Origin of the sequence: Roseivivax lentus (genome assembly GCF_900156805.1) — a bacterium.
Taxonomy (GTDB): Bacteria; Pseudomonadota; Alphaproteobacteria; order Rhodobacterales; family Rhodobacteraceae; genus Roseivivax; species Roseivivax lentus.
Window position 1 is genome coordinate 677,231 of record NZ_FTOQ01000002.1, and the last position, 14,906, is coordinate 692,136.

At 62.8% G+C, this 14,906-nt stretch carries 17 protein-coding genes and 1 tRNA gene; 5 read left to right on the forward strand and 13 right to left on the reverse strand.

Annotated elements, in window-relative coordinates; genetic code table 11:
- Positions 1 to 13: 13 nt before the first annotated feature.
- The 7 genes from hisD to BW990_RS06945 form a co-directional block, all read right to left on the reverse strand.
- Positions 14 to 1,324, reverse strand: coding sequence for a histidinol dehydrogenase (hisD, locus tag BW990_RS06915; RefSeq protein ID WP_076446285.1), 1,311 nt, complete (start codon positions 1,322 to 1,324; stop codon positions 14 to 16).
- 32 nt (positions 1,325 to 1,356) lie between these two features.
- Complete coding sequence (locus tag BW990_RS06920; RefSeq protein ID WP_143526100.1) at positions 1,357 to 1,542, reverse strand: hypothetical protein; 186 nt, start codon at positions 1,540 to 1,542, stop codon at positions 1,357 to 1,359.
- Positions 1,543 to 1,805: 263 nt separating this feature from the next.
- A complete protein-coding gene (locus BW990_RS06925; RefSeq protein WP_076446289.1) occupies positions 1,806 to 2,390 on the reverse strand; it encodes an ester cyclase in 585 nt (194 codons plus the stop codon).
- The gene (locus tag BW990_RS06930) at positions 2,387 to 3,268 is read right to left on the reverse strand and encodes a carbohydrate ABC transporter permease (protein ID WP_200798023.1); all 882 of its coding nucleotides are present in this window, start codon (positions 3,266 to 3,268) and stop codon (positions 2,387 to 2,389) included. The genes BW990_RS06925 and BW990_RS06930 overlap by 4 nt, the downstream gene beginning before the upstream one ends.
- A complete protein-coding gene (locus BW990_RS06935) occupies positions 3,268 to 4,293 on the reverse strand; it encodes a carbohydrate ABC transporter permease (RefSeq protein ID WP_076446291.1) in 1,026 nt (341 codons plus the stop codon). Before BW990_RS06935 ends, BW990_RS06930 begins: the two co-directional genes overlap by 1 nt.
- Before the next feature lie 111 nt (positions 4,294 to 4,404).
- Entirely contained in the window at positions 4,405 to 5,634 is a 1,230-nt protein-coding gene (locus BW990_RS06940; protein WP_076446293.1) for an extracellular solute-binding protein, read from the reverse strand.
- A gap of 102 nt (positions 5,635 to 5,736) precedes the next feature.
- Entirely contained in the window at positions 5,737 to 6,786 is a 1,050-nt protein-coding gene (locus tag BW990_RS06945) for an ABC transporter ATP-binding protein (protein WP_076446294.1), read from the reverse strand.
- Positions 6,787 to 6,904: 118 nt separating this feature from the next.
- Here BW990_RS06945 and BW990_RS06950 point away from each other — a divergent pair, with 118 nt between their 5' ends.
- A complete protein-coding gene (locus tag BW990_RS06950; protein WP_076446295.1) occupies positions 6,905 to 7,948 on the forward strand; it encodes an ester cyclase in 1,044 nt (347 codons plus the stop codon).
- A 134-nt stretch (positions 7,949 to 8,082) separates the two neighbouring features.
- Here the strand turns inward: BW990_RS06950 and BW990_RS06955 are convergent, their stop codons facing one another.
- Genes BW990_RS06955 through BW990_RS22060 form a run of 3 tightly spaced genes read right to left on the reverse strand, consistent with a single transcriptional unit; the run spans position 8,083 to position 9,975 of the window.
- Complete coding sequence (locus tag BW990_RS06955; RefSeq protein ID WP_076446296.1) at positions 8,083 to 8,547, reverse strand: DUF2948 family protein; 465 nt, start codon at positions 8,545 to 8,547, stop codon at positions 8,083 to 8,085.
- Entirely contained in the window at positions 8,544 to 9,812 is a 1,269-nt protein-coding gene (gene murA / locus BW990_RS06960) for a UDP-N-acetylglucosamine 1-carboxyvinyltransferase (RefSeq protein ID WP_076446298.1), read from the reverse strand. Before murA ends, BW990_RS06955 begins: the two co-directional genes overlap by 4 nt.
- A 4-nt stretch (positions 9,813 to 9,816) precedes the next feature.
- A complete protein-coding gene (locus BW990_RS22060; RefSeq protein ID WP_200798024.1) occupies positions 9,817 to 9,975 on the reverse strand; it encodes a hypothetical protein in 159 nt (52 codons plus the stop codon).
- 104 nt (positions 9,976 to 10,079) lie between these two features.
- Here BW990_RS22060 and BW990_RS06965 point away from each other — a divergent pair.
- A tRNA-Thr gene (locus tag BW990_RS06965) sits at positions 10,080 to 10,154 on the forward strand.
- On the opposite strand, the gene BW990_RS06970 is transcribed toward BW990_RS06965, so the two are convergent.
- Positions 10,133 to 11,284, reverse strand: coding sequence for a recombinase zinc beta ribbon domain-containing protein (locus tag BW990_RS06970; protein WP_407690126.1), 1,152 nt, complete (start codon positions 11,282 to 11,284; stop codon positions 10,133 to 10,135). The two genes, BW990_RS06965 and BW990_RS06970, sit on opposite strands and share 22 nt — an antisense overlap.
- On the opposite strand from BW990_RS06970, the gene BW990_RS22535 reads away from it, so the two are divergent.
- Complete coding sequence (locus BW990_RS22535) at positions 11,192 to 11,533, forward strand: zincin-like metallopeptidase domain-containing protein (RefSeq protein WP_407690127.1); 342 nt, start codon at positions 11,192 to 11,194, stop codon at positions 11,531 to 11,533. The genes BW990_RS06970 and BW990_RS22535 overlap by 93 nt on opposite strands.
- Positions 11,534 to 11,987: 454 nt before the next feature.
- On the opposite strand, the gene BW990_RS06980 is transcribed toward BW990_RS22535, so the two are convergent.
- The gene (locus BW990_RS06980; protein WP_143526101.1) at positions 11,988 to 12,338 is read right to left on the reverse strand and encodes a hypothetical protein; all 351 of its coding nucleotides are present in this window, start codon (positions 12,336 to 12,338) and stop codon (positions 11,988 to 11,990) included.
- Positions 12,339 to 12,613: 275 nt separating this feature from the next.
- On the opposite strand from BW990_RS06980, the gene BW990_RS06985 reads away from it, so the two are divergent.
- Both BW990_RS06985 and BW990_RS06990 read left to right on the forward strand, forming a co-directional pair.
- Complete coding sequence (locus tag BW990_RS06985; protein ID WP_076446302.1) at positions 12,614 to 13,210, forward strand: helix-turn-helix domain-containing protein; 597 nt, start codon at positions 12,614 to 12,616, stop codon at positions 13,208 to 13,210.
- Positions 13,203 to 14,432 (forward strand): type II toxin-antitoxin system HipA family toxin, encoded by a 1,230-nt coding sequence (locus BW990_RS06990; protein WP_076446422.1) that lies wholly within the window; start codon positions 13,203 to 13,205, stop codon positions 14,430 to 14,432. Before BW990_RS06985 ends, BW990_RS06990 begins: the two co-directional genes overlap by 8 nt.
- Positions 14,433 to 14,570: 138 nt before the next feature.
- On the opposite strand, the gene BW990_RS21775 is transcribed toward BW990_RS06990, so the two are convergent.
- A partial coding sequence (locus tag BW990_RS21775) for a DUF7678 domain-containing protein (protein ID WP_159441614.1) occupies positions 14,571 to 14,906 on the reverse strand: 336 nt, incomplete at its 5' end.

A 14,906-nucleotide genomic window follows, 5' to 3' on the forward strand; every position in this document is an offset into this window, starting at 1 on the left:
TCCGGCGCGTCGATCACTCCGCCGCCTCGCCGTAAGGCACGTTCCGCCCGCCATAGCGGCGCACGCGGATATTGCATTGCTCCGCATGGCCGACGAAACCTTCGAGCATGCAGAGCCGCGATCCGTAGGCGCCGATCTCGGCCGCCGCCGCATCCGTGGTGATCTTCTGATAGCTGTGCGTCTTCAGGAACTTGCCGACCCAGAGCCCGCCCGTGTAGCGCCCGGCCTTCTTCGTGGGCAGCGTGTGGTTCGTGCCGATCACCTTGTCGCCATTGGCCACGTTGGTGCGCGGCCCGAGGAACAGAGCGCCGTAGCTGTGCATGTTCTCGAGATACCAATCGTCGCGGTCGGTCATCATCTGCACATGCTCGTAGGCCATGTCGTTGGCCACGGCGAGCATCTCGTCATGGCTGTCGCAGAGGATGACATCGCCGTAATCGCGCCAGCTGACCGACGCGGTCTCGGCGGTGGGCAGAATGCCAAGCAGGCGGTCGATCTCGGCCAGCGTCTCTTCGGCGAGGCGTCGGGAATTGGTGATGAGGCAGGCGGGCGAGTTGTAGCCATGCTCCGCCTGGCCCAGAAGATCGGTCGCGCAGAGCTCCGCATCGACGGTGTCGTCGGCGATCACCATGGTCTCGGTGGGGCCCGCGAAAAGGTCGATGCCGACCCGCCCGTAAAGCTGCCGCTTGGCTTCGGCCACGAAGGCATTGCCGGGCCCGACCAGCATGTGCACCGGATCGAGGCTTTCGGTCCCGAGCGCCATCGCCCCCACCGCCTGGATGCCGCCGAGGCATAGGATCTCGTGCGCGCCGCCCAGATGCATCGCCGCCACGATGGCGGGATGCGGTGCGCCCTTCACCGGCGGGGCCGAGGCCACGATGCGCGGCACGCCCGCGACCGACGCCGTCAGTACCGACATATGGGCCGAGGCCACCATCGGGAACTTGCCGCCGGGCACGTAGCAGCCCACCGATTGCACCGGGATGTTGCGATGCCCGAGGATCACGCCCGGCAGCGTCTCCACCTCGATATCGGTCATCGAGGCGCGCTGGGCCTCGGCAAAACCGCGGATCTGGGCCTGCGCGAACTTGATATCCTCCATGTCGCGGGTTGAGACCTTCTGCATCGCCGCCTCGATCTCGGAGGCGCTGAGCACGAAGGCCTCGGGTGCATAGCCGTCGAACTTCTCCGACAGTTCCCGCACGGCGGCATCCCCGCGCGCCTCGATATCCGCGAGCGTCGCCTCGACCGTGGCGCGGACCTTCGCGTCATCCTCGGCGCGTTCGGTCTCGGGTTTGCCGGCTTTGAGATGGGTGATGGTCATGTCTGTTTTCTCCTGCCCGGAGGCGTCTTCGATCAGTCAGCGATCAGCGTGGTCGTGCCGCGGGATGCGGCGTCATCGGCGCTCCATTGCAGCGTCTCACCGCAGAAGGGCGCTGCGAGGCGCAGGCCATGCGCGGCTCTCCGAAAGCGCCAAGCCCGCGCGCCGGTCCGGCGGGTTCGCGCGGCAACCTTCGAACGCAGGTGCTTGATCCAGGTCACATCATCGCACCGCAGGAACGCAGGACGGCCCGGCACCAAAGCGCCAATCCGGTGGGGCCGGATCGACGCCGGAGCGCGGCGGCTGCAAGCAGCCTTGCCTCCGCGCTCCGGGATCGCAGCACCGCCGATTGGGCCATGCGCGCATCTGTGCGACCGCAACATCGAAGCGCGAAGCTTTTCTGGCGCGGTGGCTGAAGGCCGCCTCGATACCGCGCTCCGGGCGCGTCGCTCGTGTGTTCCGATAGAAGGGCGGGACGGCAGCTTCATGACGGATCCTCCCGGGCCGCGTCCGGCCGCGGCGGCACCCGCGCGCCCCGGTCGAAGGCTTCCCAGCCCTCGCCGTCGAAGACATCCACGCCGAGTTGCGCCAGCACATGCGGGAAATCCACCGACACCCAATTGTCGACGATCTTGCCGTCGACCACTTTCCAGAAATCCATGTAGCGGATCTCCACCCGCTTGCCGGTCGGCGCGACGCCCATGAAGCGCCCCGAATGCGTGGCCTCCTGCCGCCCGAATGCCGCCGCCCATTCGCCCATATAAAGCCGCGCCTCGTCGATGCAGACTTTGTCCGAAAACGCGGCCTGAAACGGGCGCTGCCAATTGTCCTGGAATTCCCTCAGGCCCTGCTTGGTGCCGCAGCCCGTATTGCCCATCCAGCGAAAATTCTCGGCGAAAAACGCGCCGATATCGTCGATGCGATGATCGTTGAGCCCGTCCACCATATCCTCGATCACCGCGCGGGTGGCCTCGGTCTTCGTCAGGTCCGTGTCGCGGGTCAGCACCGCCTGTTCGGGCCGCGCGCCCTTGCCTTGCGGGGCGGGCGGATTGTGCCGTGGATCGCTCATCCCTTCACCGCCCCCGCTGTGAGGCCCGACACGATCTGGCGCTGGAAGAACATCACCAGGATGAAAAGCGGCGCCGTCGCCGACACCACCGCAGCCACGGCGAACATCACGTTGCCCTCGGTATAGGTCGTGCCGAGGAAGGCCGCGATCTCAGGGACCATGGTGCGGTTGCTCTCCGACAGGAGCATCGTCGTCACCGCGAAGTCGTTATAGGCCAGAAGGAAGCTGAAGAGCCCGGTGGTGATGACCCCCGGCCACATCACCGGCACGATCACGTGGCGGAAGGCCTGGAACTGGGTGCAGCCATCGACCTTGGCGCTCTCGTCGAGCTCCTTGGGGATGTTCTGGAAGAACGAATGCAGCATCCAGAGCGTGAAGGGCTGGTTGATCGCTACCAGCACGATGATCGTCGTCGGCAGGATGCCCCAGAGATTCCACTCGAAGAACGGCAGCAGGTAGCCCGCGACCAGCGTGATGGGCGGCAGCGCGCGGAACATCAGTGCCGCGATCAGAAGCCAGAACGTGTAGCGAAAGCCCGAGCGCGACAGCGCGTAGCCGCCGAGCGTGCCGATGGTCAGCGAGGTGCAGACGACGAAGAAGCACACGATGAAGGTGTTGAGGACGGCGCGCCAGAACTCCTCCTGCACCCAGGCGCCGTGATATCCCGCGCCGGTGAAGGGGCGGCCATAGGTCTCTTCGGTGTTCTTGCCGGTCAGCGCGTTGGTCCAGTCGGCGATGGAGAAGAAGTCGAGCTCGACCTTGAACGACCCCCAGAGCGTCCAGAGGAACGGGAAAGCCGCAAGGATCAGCCAGATGCCGACGAAGACATAGGTGGCGATGCGCAGCCGCAGGGAGGCTTGTTGGGCTTTCGATGCCATCAGGTCTTCCCCTTGAAATCGCGCCAGGTCCGCACGAGCACCGGCGTCAGCAGGATCGCCACGCCGATCACCGTCATCACCGAGGTGGCCGAGGCCGCCGAGAGCTGCCGCGTCTCGCCGCCCAGATCGTTGAGGATGGTCCACGAAAGCGAAGTCGCATGGGCCTGCGCATTGAAGCCCACGATCGGCTCCAGCACGCGGAAATTGTCCATCAGCTGGATGAGCGCCACGAAGGTGACCAGCGGCATGAGATGCGGGATCACCACGAAGCGCACCTGCTGCCACCGCGTCGCGCCGTCGATCTGCGCCGCCTCGATCTGGTCCATCGGCAGGGTCTGCAGCCCGGCATAGAAGACCACGAAGGCGAAGGGCGCCGAATGCCAGACGCCGTAGACGATCAGCATCACCCAGGTCAGCGTGGTCGAGGCCTTGAGCGACAGGTCCGGATCGTCGGCCAGCCACTGGATGGCCGTGCCGAGGATGCCCCGGCTGTCGATCATCCAGAACAGGATGAGCGAACCCACGAGCGGCGTCACGATCATTGGCAGGAGCGAAAAGAAGATCACCACGCCCTTGATCCGGGCATTGATCGCGTTGACCCCGAGCGCGATCATCAGCCCCAGCACGATCAGAAGCGGCGTCACGGTGAAGGTATATGTCAGCGTGAAGGCCATGGCCCGGTAGAAGGGCAGGTTCTGCAGCCGGGTCCAGAAAGCGCCCAGATCATCGGCGTTGCGCCAGGCCTGGGCCACTTCCGCGACCGCCAGATGGCCGCGGTCGAAATAGATGTCGAGCCCGACGAACCGGCCCAGCGGCTGCGCGTCGCGCAAGGCGCGCGTGGCCTCCTGGTCGACGATGGTCTCCTGCTGGCAGCCGAAGGGGCCGCAATTTTCCACCGTGACCAGCACCGCCTCGTGCGGGGCGAACATCGACTGCATGATGATCGACACCAGCGGGGCGGCGATGAACAGCATCATCGCAAGGCCCGTGGGCAGGAAGAACCAGAAGAAGGTGCGGTGTTTCATGGCGTTTTCATGCTCGGCGCATCCGCGGGGCGGGGGCTGGTCGGCCCGCCCGCCTCAAGGGCGCGGGCGGGCCGGGTGTGCGGGGACGGCCGGCGCCCCCGCGCGCTGGGCTTACTGCAGAAAACCGCTTTCGATGGCGGCGGCGCGGTAGGCGGCCTCCACGTCGGCCAGCGCCTGCTCGGCGCTTTCCTTGCCCTGCATGAAATCCGCAAGCTCGTTGCCGAGCGCGGTGTGCATCAGGCCCATATAGGGCAGCATCGGGTAGGGGATGGTGCCGGAATTGGCCGCGGCGAAGACGCCCACGGCGGCCTCGGTGGGCTCGTAGCCCTCGATCAGCCAGACCGCCTGTCTGGCGACTTCCTCATCCTCGAGGATCGAGGGGTCGATGCCGTTCATCATCGCGATGAAGGTGGCCTCGGCCTCTTCGTCCGAGATGTTTTTGGCCACGGTCCAGCCGTCCCACCAGAGGGTCGAGGCCGGGATGTCGCCGCCGCCCACGGTCATCGGGCCCGCGATGGCGAAGCCGTCGATGACCTCCTGCGGCACGCCCTCGGCTTCGGTCAGGGTCGCGGCACGGCTGCCCCACATGTTCATCAGCGCGACGTTGCCCGCGCGGAACTCGGCATTCGTGGCGTTCGAATCGTGCGTCAGGTAGTCGGGGTTCATGTAATCCGACAGCGCCTTCATCATGTTGAGCGCGTTGATGCCGGCCTCGGAATTGACGTTGGGCTCGGCCGTGCCCGGCTCGAAATGCTGGCCGCCATAGCCCAGGAACATGTTGTTGAATTCCTGCGCGAGGTTCCAGCCCGCCGCATAGGCGCCACCCACCGGGTTCTCCATGATGCCCGCTTCGCGGATCAGCTCGGCCGCGGCCAGCATGTCCTCGTAGGTGGTGGGCGGCTCGACGCCCACTTGCTCGAGCACGTCGGCGCGGTAGACGAGATGCTGCGCGTTGGCCATGAAGGCCACCGCCATCACCTCGCCGCCGATGGTGATGAGCTGGGTGGGCTGCAGCCCCTGGCCGTGCTTTTCCACCAGATCGCCCAGGGGCCGGATCACGTCCTCGTTCATCAGGGCGACGATCGACGAATTGGCGATGATCGCCGAGGTGTATTCCGCCGGGTTGCCCTGCATGCCGGGCAGGTTGATGGTCTGGTGATCGGCGGTGAGGTTGGTCGTCACCTCCGCGCCCGCGCAGGCCTTGGCGCCCGCGCCCACGGTCTGGATCGCGGGAAACTCGTTACCCACGATCGACACGCGCGCAGTGATCTCGCAGGCCATGGCAGTGCTTGTGGTCAGGACCGCGAGCGCGCCCGCGGCGGTGAAGGTCTTCAAAAACATGATCTCACTCCCTGTTTTCATGTCCTGGCGGATGCGCCTTGCAATCGCGCATCCTCTCTGTCGCTCCGGCCTGCGCCCTTGGGGCCGGGTGGGTTTCGCGGTTCACCCGCCGAGGCGCTTTCCCGTATGGGCATCGAAAAGATGGCAATGGTCGCGCGGGATGCGGATCGAGATCGTCTCACCGATCCGGGCGCGGAAACTCTTGTCGGTCTTGGCGGTCACCAGCGCGCCCCCGAGGCGCACGGCGACCATGGTCGCGTCGCCCAGAAGCTCCAGCGTGTAGATCGGCGCGGTGATCTGACCGTCGGTGGCCGACACCTCCGAATCCTCCGCCCGGAAGCCCAGCGTGACGGGCCCGTCCGGCGCGTCGAGCCCGTCGATCTCGGTCGCTTCGCAGCGGAAGGTGCCGTCCCGGATCTCGCCCTCGAGCAGGTTCATCGCCGGATTGCCGATGAAGCTCGCCACGAAGGTGTTGGCGGGCCTGTCGTAGATCTCGGTGGGGCTGCCGACCTGCTGGACGATGCCCTTTTCCATCACCACGACCCGGTCGGCCAGCGTCATCGCCTCGATCTGGTCATGGGTGACGTAGATCGTCGTGACCGACAGCTCGTGGCTGAGATTCTTGATCTGCGCCCGCGTCGAGACCCGCAGCTTGGCGTCGAGATTGGACAACGGCTCATCCATCAGGAAGACGTTGGGCTCGCGCACGATGGCACGCGCGAGCGCCACGCGCTGGCGCTGGCCGCCCGAGAGCTCGGCAGGCTTGCGGTGCAGGAAATCGTCGAGCTCCACCATCGCCGAGGCGCGCATCACACGCGCCTCGTGCTCTGACGGGTCGGTGCCGCGCACCCGGAGCGGGAAGCGGATGTTCTCGTAGACGTTCATGTTGGGGTAGAGCGCGTAGCTCTGGAACACCATGGCCACGTCGCGGTCCTTGGGCTCGAGGTCGTTCACCACCCGCCCGTCGATGCGGATCTCGCCGCCCGAAGGGTCCTCGAGCCCGGCGATCATGCGCATCGTGGTGGTCTTGCCGCAGCCCGAGGGGCCCAGCAGAACCAGGAATTCGCGGTCCGCGATGGTCAGGTTGAAATTGTCGACCCCGACGAAACTGCCCCAGCGCTTGGAGACGTTCTTCAGCTGAATTTCGGCCAATGCGTCCCCCCAGACCCGGTGCCCTGCGGCTCAGGACATCGAAACGCTAGACGGCGGCTCCGGGATTTGGCAAGCTCTTTTTGCAAGCGTATGCAAAATTGCCGGGGGCGGGACTGGCATGAGGGACGGACAAGAGGAAAAAGGCGTCGTGCGCGCTTTCCAAAGCGCTTTGGACGCGGCCTTCGCGGTGCCGGATGCCAGCCGCGCGGCGGAGGCGCTGGCCGAGGCCACGGCGCGGTCTCTCGGCGCGGCGCATCTCTTTCGCGGGGTGGATCCGCTGGGCGAACATCTCGGCCCCGCAGCGCTGGCGGACCATGTGCTCGCGCCGCTTGCGCGGGCCTTCACGCGGCTGCATCGCCGCGAGGACATCTTCTTCGCGGGCGCCAACCAGATGGATGGCGGGACAGGGCTCTGGGTCGTGTCCATGGGCCATCTCGTTGGGCTTTTCGACGCGCCCTGGCTCAGCATCCGGCCCACCGGCAAGATGGCCTTCCTGCGCTACGCGAGCTTCTACCGGGTGGAGGCCGGGCGCATCGCCGAGACCGCGTTCTTCTGCGATATCCCGCACCTGATGGAGCAGGCGGGCCAGAACCCGTTCCCGGGGCAGAGCGCGGCGCATCTGGTGCAGCCCGGCCCGCTGACCCATGACGGGCTGCTCTTCGATGCCCAGCCGCCCGAGGCGGGGGCGGCGACGCGAGCGCTCATCGACCGGATGATCGCCGATCTCGGCCAGTGGCAATCGCATCTGCCGCTCGAAGAGGAACTGATGCGCAACTGGGCCGAGGACATGATCTGGTGGGGCCCCGCCGGCATCGGCGCGACCTACACCATCGCGCGCTACGCGCAGCAGCATGCCGCGCCCTTTCGTGCGGGCTTCGCCGACCGCTCGCCGACGCGCCACGTCGCCCGGCTGGCCGAGGGGCATTACGGCGGCTTTTTCGGCTGGCCGAATTTCACCGTGCGCCCGACGGGTGGCTTCATGGGGATGCCCGCCAGCGACCGGACCGGCGAGTTCCGCGTCGTGGATATCTACCGCCGCGCGGGCGACAAGCTGGCCGAGAACTGGGTCTTCATCGACTTCCTGCATTTCTGGAAGACGCTGGGCGTCGACATGCTGGCCCGGGCAACCGAGCCTGCGCGCGAACCGGACGCCACCGTCTGAGCAAGGCCCAGAATTCCGGCGCGGAATTCTGCGCGAAAATCGGCGCGATTTTCGCACAACGGCGCCGGCGCGCGCCCCGAAATCCGCGTCGGATTTCGCCGCGAAGATCGCGTGCGATCTTCGCCCCCGCGGCCTCACTCCAGCGGGTGATCGGGCCGCTTGCCCGAGGGCGCGAGATAGGGCCGCGTGACGTCCTTGACCCGCACCTCCAGCGCCTCGACCTCGGCGCGGATCGCCCCGTCGCCCGCCAGCGTGATCTCGACGAAGCCCGCGCCGTCTGCGCCCGGCTCGAACGCGATCGCGAGGATCTGCAGGATGGTCTCTGCATCGCCCCGCGTCACGCCCTGGCTTTTCACGCCCAGCGCGTTCTCGATGGCCAGCAACGATTGCACCCGCTCCACCTGCGGGGTGTCGTCCTCGTGCCGCAACCGGTTGATCAAGAGCGCCAGCCGCCGCTCCTTGCGCGAAAAGACGATCTCGGTCGCGGGCAGCACCGCGTCCTGCACCAGCGCCGACAGCACCGCCAGATCGTCGGTGTCCATCGCGCCGAGGTTCAGCGGCTTCGGCGCGGCATCCTCGAAACGTGCGTCCTGGCTCATGTCTCCTTGATCCTTTCGATCTTCGCGCCGACGCCCGAGAGCTTGCGCACCACATGCTCGTAGCCGCGGTCGAGATGGTAGACCCGGTTCACCTGCGTCTCGCCCTCGGCCGCGAGCCCCGCGAGGATCAGCGACACGCTGGCGCGCAGATCGGTGGCCATCACCGGCGCGCCGCGCAGCTTCTCGACGCCGGTCACCGTCGCGGTGCCGCCATGAACCTCGATCCGCGCCCCCATCCGCATGAGTTCGGGCGCGTGCATGAAGCGGTTCTCGAAGATCTTCTCTTCCAGGACGCTGGTGCCCTCGGCGGTGCAGAGCAGCGCCATCATCTGCGCCTGAAGATCCGTCGGAAAGCCGGGGAAGGGCTCGGTGGTTACGTCGACGGCCCGCACGCGGCCGTTCTTGCGGGACACTTTCAAACCGCTTTGGGTCTCCTCGACGGTGATGCCCGCCGCGTCGAGCTTTTCGCAAAAGGCCTGGACCAGCCGGATCTCGCCGCCGAGGCACTCGACCTCGCCGCCGCAGATCGCGGGCGCCAGCATGTAGGTGCCAAGCTCGATCCGGTCGGTGACCACGCGGTGCGTGGCGCCGCCCAGGCGCTCGACCCCCTGGATGGTGATGGTGTCGGTGCCGTCGCCCTCGATCTGGGCGCCCATGCGGCGCAGGCAATCGGCCAGATCGACGATCTCGGGCTCCTTCGCGGCATTCTTCAGCACGGTGGTCCCCTTGGCCAGCGTCGCCGCCATCAGCGCGTTCTCGGTGGCGCCCACCGATACCAGCGGAAACTCGAAGGTCCCGCCCCTGAGCCCGCCCGGTGCCTTGGCATGCACGTAGCCGTCGCGCAGATCGAGCTCGGCGCCCATCGCCTCCAGCGCGCGCAGATGCAAATCCACCGGCCGCGCGCCGATGGCGCAGCCGCCGGGCAGGGACACGACCGCGTGGCCGTCCCGCGCCAGCATCGGACCCAGCACGAGGATCGAGGCGCGCATCTTGCGGACGATGTCGTAATCGGCCTTGTGATTGTGGATGTCGTGGCTCGACAGCGCGAGCACATGCCCGTCCTGCAGGCTCGAGACTTCCGCCCCCAGCGATTGCAGCAGCGTCGTCATGGTGCGGATATCCGACAACCGCGGCGCGTTGGTCAGTGTCAGCGGCTCTTCGGAGAGCAGCGTCGCGGGCATGAGCGTGAGGCAGGCATTCTTCGCCCCCGCGATGGGGATCTGGCCCGAAAGCGGCCCGCCTCCGGTGACGATGATGGAATCCATGGCCTCAATCCTTGTCTTTGTTGTCCGCGTCGTCCGGCCCCGCGGCCCGGTCCCGGGCCCGCGCCTGCGCCTTGCGGCGTGCGAGATTGGCCTTGAGCGCGGCCTTCAGGCGGTCCTCGCGGCCCGCATCGCGGGGTTTCGACGATGTCGGTTTCTGCTCCATGCCCGCTCTCTATCGCAGCGGGCAAACAGGGTCCAGATTCGTGCTTGCGCCTTCGGATTTTTGCCAGTAGAGACCCGCCACGCCGCCCAGATCGGCACCCCGGCGCTGCTGTAGCTCAGAGGTAGAGCACTCCCTTGGTAAGGGAGAGGTCGAGAGTTCAATTCTCTCCAGCAGCACCATTCATTTTCATACCAGTCTGAAACACCCCCAAAGCCTTGAACGGCAACGATATTTCCGGTGTTCTATGTCCGGAATTTCGATGGTACGAAAATCCTTCAGTAAATGCCAATCTGAGCAGTGTTCTGCGCAAGGTCAGATTGCCGTTTTTCCAGATTTTCCAAGGGTTTGAGAGGAGCTGAAGCGAGAGTTCTAAAATCTCCTCAGCTGTCCCCGCTTTTGGCAGGATTCTGTCAATATTTTGCTTCATCCGAACCCGGTCCTGCTCAAGCGCTTTGATCCTTTTCTCGTAAGCGCTGATGACCGCTTCGTTGGATGTGTCCATGATACGGGCAACCAGTTTCTCGATCTGCTTCTCAATCTCGACGACCTGCCGTTTGATGGAGCGCTTCGTATCCTTAGCCTGGGCAAGTCTGGCTTCCCAAGCTTGGGCAAATATCACCCGCGCCAGCGCAGTCAGTTTCGGGCTTGGCTGCAGCGTTCTTACGATCTGCTCGAACGCACCCTTGATCTTATCGCGCGGGATCGACTTGCCGTAACTGTCGCAGTCTTTGGTATGGCAGGAATAATACGCGTAGTAGTTGCGCGCGCCCTTCGACCATGAAGACCGAAGCGGCGTACTACAGTCGCCGCACGTCGCAAATCCGCGCAGGACGAAGTCTTTTCCAGTGTTCTTGCGTTCTGGCGCGTAGCCCGTGCTTGCCAGGCGCTTTTGCACCTTGTCGTACGTTTCCATCGAAATCAGCGGCTCATGCTGTCCTCTGAGCCAGTTCAGTTCGTAGACCTCGCTGCAAATGTGGCCTGTGTAGATCGGGTTCTTCAACAAGTCCGTAACACGCATAGCGAGAACCTTGCCGCCGTTATTGTGAGGGTAATACGGCTTCGTCTCCAGAAACCGCTGCACTTCGACCTGCGATTGATAACGACCGATGGCAAATCCCTCGATCGCTTCCCGTACGACACTCGCGTGTGGCTCGTCGGGCGTGAGGAGCTTGCCGTGCCCTTTGACAGACTTGTAGCGATAGCCGACTGGCGCGTTGTGGACCCAATATCCAGACTGCATCCTCGCCTTCATCTTCTGAGCAACCTGCCGTCCGTTTTGCTTCCGCTCCAGTGCGCCTTGCGCTGCCATGATCGTTTCAATGAACTCACCTTCGGGTGTCTCCTCAAACTTGAAGTTGAGGCATTCAATCGTTGCGCGCCGCTTGCGCAGACCCCCGAGGCAGGTACAGACCATGCCGCCTATATTCAGAGCTGGCTGAAGGTCCTCAAAAACGACAAGCGGGCCATCTTTGCAGCCGCAGCCCATGCGCAGCGGGCGGCGGATTTCCTGCATGGGTTCCAGCCGTCATCTGATGAAGAAGGAGAGGCTGCCGCATAACGCGGCAGCTTTGGCTCCTAAGGTCTATGTTATCAGATAGAGCGACTAGAACTGTGGTACCATTTCCACGCGTTTTCGATCACCTCGATTGGTCACAGCAAGGCGCACGTCGCCAAATATTCTGGATAGTTGTAAATACCCAGCGTATGCCTTAGGGAAATCAATATCTGCGCAGTTATCGTCAATTTCATCTTTCAGATCTTTGACAACTTTTTTGAACTCGGACTTTGTAAGTAATTTGTTATCCATTGCTTATGACTTATTCTATTAATTTAATGAATAATATCACAATGAACGATATCGGTCATTATTATATTAGTAAGGCTTGTATGTAGTGAGCAAATATTACCTCGCCCTATCGATTACGTGATTAAAATTTTCAGAAATTTCTGCTGCAGTTAATTTTGGCGAAAATTTCATGCGGTGCGCAAAAGCACTCGTTAGTGCGATCACGTTAAAGATCGTTTGAGGGCTCGCCGTAGCGCGTAAAGCCCTCTGGCGGCGCGGCGCTTGGAGCCGGATCGCCGTTGCGATGGCGGCGGGTCTCATCAAGCCAGAGCCAGTACATGAGGAGCTGCGGCATCGGCCAGTCTTCAAACGGGTTTTCCTCAACGTGCAAAACCCACGCCTGGAAATCGATGTCACCGCGTGCTTCCAGCCAATCCACATACGCCCAATAATTTTGGGGCAGATGGATGAGCATGCTGGCTCCGGCCTTGTTCTGATAGGGACGCCCAACCGGCTTGTGATCCGGATGATCGGAAGAGCGGGACTGTAAATACTGCATAAATTCAACTTGCGACATGCGTTAGAATAGCAGCTCTCGCAGCTTGGCTGCCATGAGAACATAATCCTAAGCCCCTGATCTCAAATGCAAAACGGTTGGGGCAGCCAGCGCGCCTCTCGCTGCTGTAGCGGATGCCTGGCGTTCGGCTTACGCGGCTCATGCTGCATGATGTCGAATAATATATCAATTATTCACTGTGATGCTGATACCGACATCAAACTTGAAAATCTGCAGAAATATGATATACTTTAACGCATCAGGCATGGCGTCTGATGCAGAAAAGAACATCGAAAATGAGCTATAACACGGAAACCATAGCCGCCAGCCTTAGAGAGGCGCGAACCGCCAAGGGCCTCAGTCAACGTGTCCTGAGCGCGATGACAGGCGTCCCGCAAGCGCAAATCTCAAGGATCGAGGCAGGCACAGTTGATCCACGCACGACCAGTCTCGTCGCGCTTGCACACGCGCTCGACATGGAGCTGGCGCTCGTTCCGCGCAAGGCCGTCCCTGCAGTTCGGTCCATCTCGCGTCAGGCTATCGGACCTAGCAGCAAATCCATCGCAGCCTCGCTCAAAGAGATGAACCGCATCTCCGAGACCTTGCGCAATCTTCAAATCAAGATGCCCGCGCTTGAGGGGATTACGCAGCTGCAAAAGAGCTTTGCCGGATTGGAGCGCTTCCAGTCTCTCGACATCGATCCGGACGTGCTCAGAAACATCCGTAAAACGATGGAAAGGCTGCCAGACACATCCGATCAGCAGGAAGCCATCGAACGGAGCCTGAATAGCATTCGAGGGCTTCGTAACCAGCTCGCGCATCAGCCGCTCGCATCCCAGGCCGAGGATCGCCCGAAGCCAGCTTACTCGCTCGACGAGGATGACGATGCCTGATGTCTCGATCCTCAATGTCCTGCTCTACGGGCAGAAAATCGGAACCCTCACCTATCTTGGCGGGGAGAAAACGGTCTTTGCCTTTACCGATGACTATATCAGTGATCCTAACCGCCCAACGCTCAGCCTGAGCTTCAAGGACCAGCTTGGCGATCTGATCACCGATCACCGCAGCTTTAAGATCAAGCTGATGCCGTTCTTCTCAAACCTGCTCCCGGAAGGGCATTTGCGCACATACCTAGCCGAAAAAGCAGACCTCCACCCGACCCGTGAGTTCTTCCTCATGTGGGTTCTGGGCCGCGACTTGCCTGGTGCGGTCACGGTTGAGCCCGCAGACGGCGAGGCCTGGCCACCGGTTGATGACAGCGAGCTCACGCCGGAAGAGCAAGCCCAAGCGCATGACGATATCCTGCGCTTCTCCCTTGCTGGCGTGCAGCTCAAATTCTCCGCGATCAGCGATGCCAGCGGCGGGCTGACCATTCCCGCGAGTGGGGTCGGGGGCGATTGGATCGTCAAGCTACCATCGCAGGAATTCCAAGGCGTGCCCGAGAATGAATTCTCGATGATGAGCCTGGCGCGCATGGTCGGCATATCCGTGCCCGCCATCGATCTGGTCAATGTCGCAGATATCGGCAACCTGCCGTCAGGCGTGGACAGGCTGGGCCAGCATGCTTTCATCATCGAGCGGTTTGATCGCACGGAAGGCGGCTCCGTCCATATCGAAGACTTTGCGCAAGTCTTTGGCGTCTTTGCCGAAGACAAGTACAAGAAAGCCAGCCTGGCCAATATCGCGAATGTGGTGGCAACAGAATCTGAAGGCCAGGACACCGCTGAGCTCATCCGCCGCCTGGTCTTCAACACACTCATCGGCAATGGCGATATGCACCTCAAAAACTGGTCGCTCATCTACCCGGACGGGCATACCGCCCGGCTCGCGCCCGCCTATGATTTCGTCTCAACCATCCCCTATATTCCCGGCGATCAGTTTGCGCTGAACTACAGTCGCACGCGCACCTTCGCCGGACTGATAAAAGACGAGCTGGAGCATCTCGCCGCCAAAGCTGCGCTGCCGCAAAAGCTGGTGCTGGACACCGCAAAGGAGACCGTTGCCCTCTTCCTGGAGAAATGGTCTAGCGAAAAAGCCAATCTGCCGATGAGCGCGGATGTGGTCGAGGCCATTGATGCCCATCTGCAAACCCTGCCGATTGTGAAGGATGCGTAGTCCGCTGCCCTGCTCGATGTTCTTCTGGAACAGCATCTGGATGAATCCCGCCCGTCAAACCCGTGGGGCGGACACGCAAACAGGGTAGCCGCTTATGCTGCTACCCTGCTGATTAGGAACCGTTTCTAAGGGTCTGATTTATCGATCGAAACCGCGATCTTTGTCGTCTTTCCGATCAAAGCCTTTGAAGTCTTTTTGCGGCGTATCATCGAGACCGTTGCGGATACGATGCAGCGCCTCTTTCTGCTCTGGCGTTTTGGGTTGCAGCTGCCATTCCTGATCAAAGCGCATCGCCAGCTTATTGTCTTTATAGACATCCAGCTTTGTGATCGTCCCGCCATCGATCCCAGCCTTCGACGGCTCAGCCTGTTGCTGCGCATTAACAGGTTGCTGAAAAAGGCCGGTCTCGACGCGCTTTCGAGAACATGATTCACCCCTGTCACGGATACGGAGGCGGGTGTGATGCGCGGGACG

Coding starts and splice junctions, on each gene's coding strand:
- hisD (WP_076446285.1), bottom strand. CDS start 1,324: ATGACCATCACCCATCTCAAAGCCGGCAAACCCGAGACCGAACGCGCC.
- BW990_RS06925 (WP_076446289.1), bottom strand. CDS start 2,390: ATGAGCGATCCACGGCACAATCCGCCCGCCCCGCAAGGCAAGGGCGCG.
- BW990_RS06985 (WP_076446302.1), top strand. CDS start 12,614: ATGAGCTATAACACGGAAACCATAGCCGCCAGCCTTAGAGAGGCGCGA.
- BW990_RS22060 (WP_200798024.1), bottom strand. CDS start 9,975: ATGGAGCAGAAACCGACATCGTCGAAACCCCGCGATGCGGGCCGCGAG.
- BW990_RS06980 (WP_143526101.1), bottom strand. CDS start 12,338: ATGTCGCAAGTTGAATTTATGCAGTATTTACAGTCCCGCTCTTCCGAT.
- BW990_RS06955 (WP_076446296.1), bottom strand. CDS start 8,547: ATGAGCCAGGACGCACGTTTCGAGGATGCCGCGCCGAAGCCGCTGAAC.
- BW990_RS06935 (WP_076446291.1), bottom strand. CDS start 4,293: ATGAAACACCGCACCTTCTTCTGGTTCTTCCTGCCCACGGGCCTTGCG.
- BW990_RS06970 (WP_407690126.1), bottom strand. CDS start 11,284: ATGGCAGCGCAAGGCGCACTGGAGCGGAAGCAAAACGGACGGCAGGTT.
- BW990_RS06950 (WP_076446295.1), top strand. CDS start 6,905: ATGAGGGACGGACAAGAGGAAAAAGGCGTCGTGCGCGCTTTCCAAAGC.
- BW990_RS06930 (WP_200798023.1), bottom strand. CDS start 3,268: ATGGCATCGAAAGCCCAACAAGCCTCCCTGCGGCTGCGCATCGCCACC.
- murA (WP_076446298.1), bottom strand. CDS start 9,812: ATGGATTCCATCATCGTCACCGGAGGCGGGCCGCTTTCGGGCCAGATC.
- BW990_RS06990 (WP_076446422.1), top strand. CDS start 13,203: ATGCCTGATGTCTCGATCCTCAATGTCCTGCTCTACGGGCAGAAAATC.
- BW990_RS06940 (WP_076446293.1), bottom strand. CDS start 5,634: ATGTTTTTGAAGACCTTCACCGCCGCGGGCGCGCTCGCGGTCCTGACC.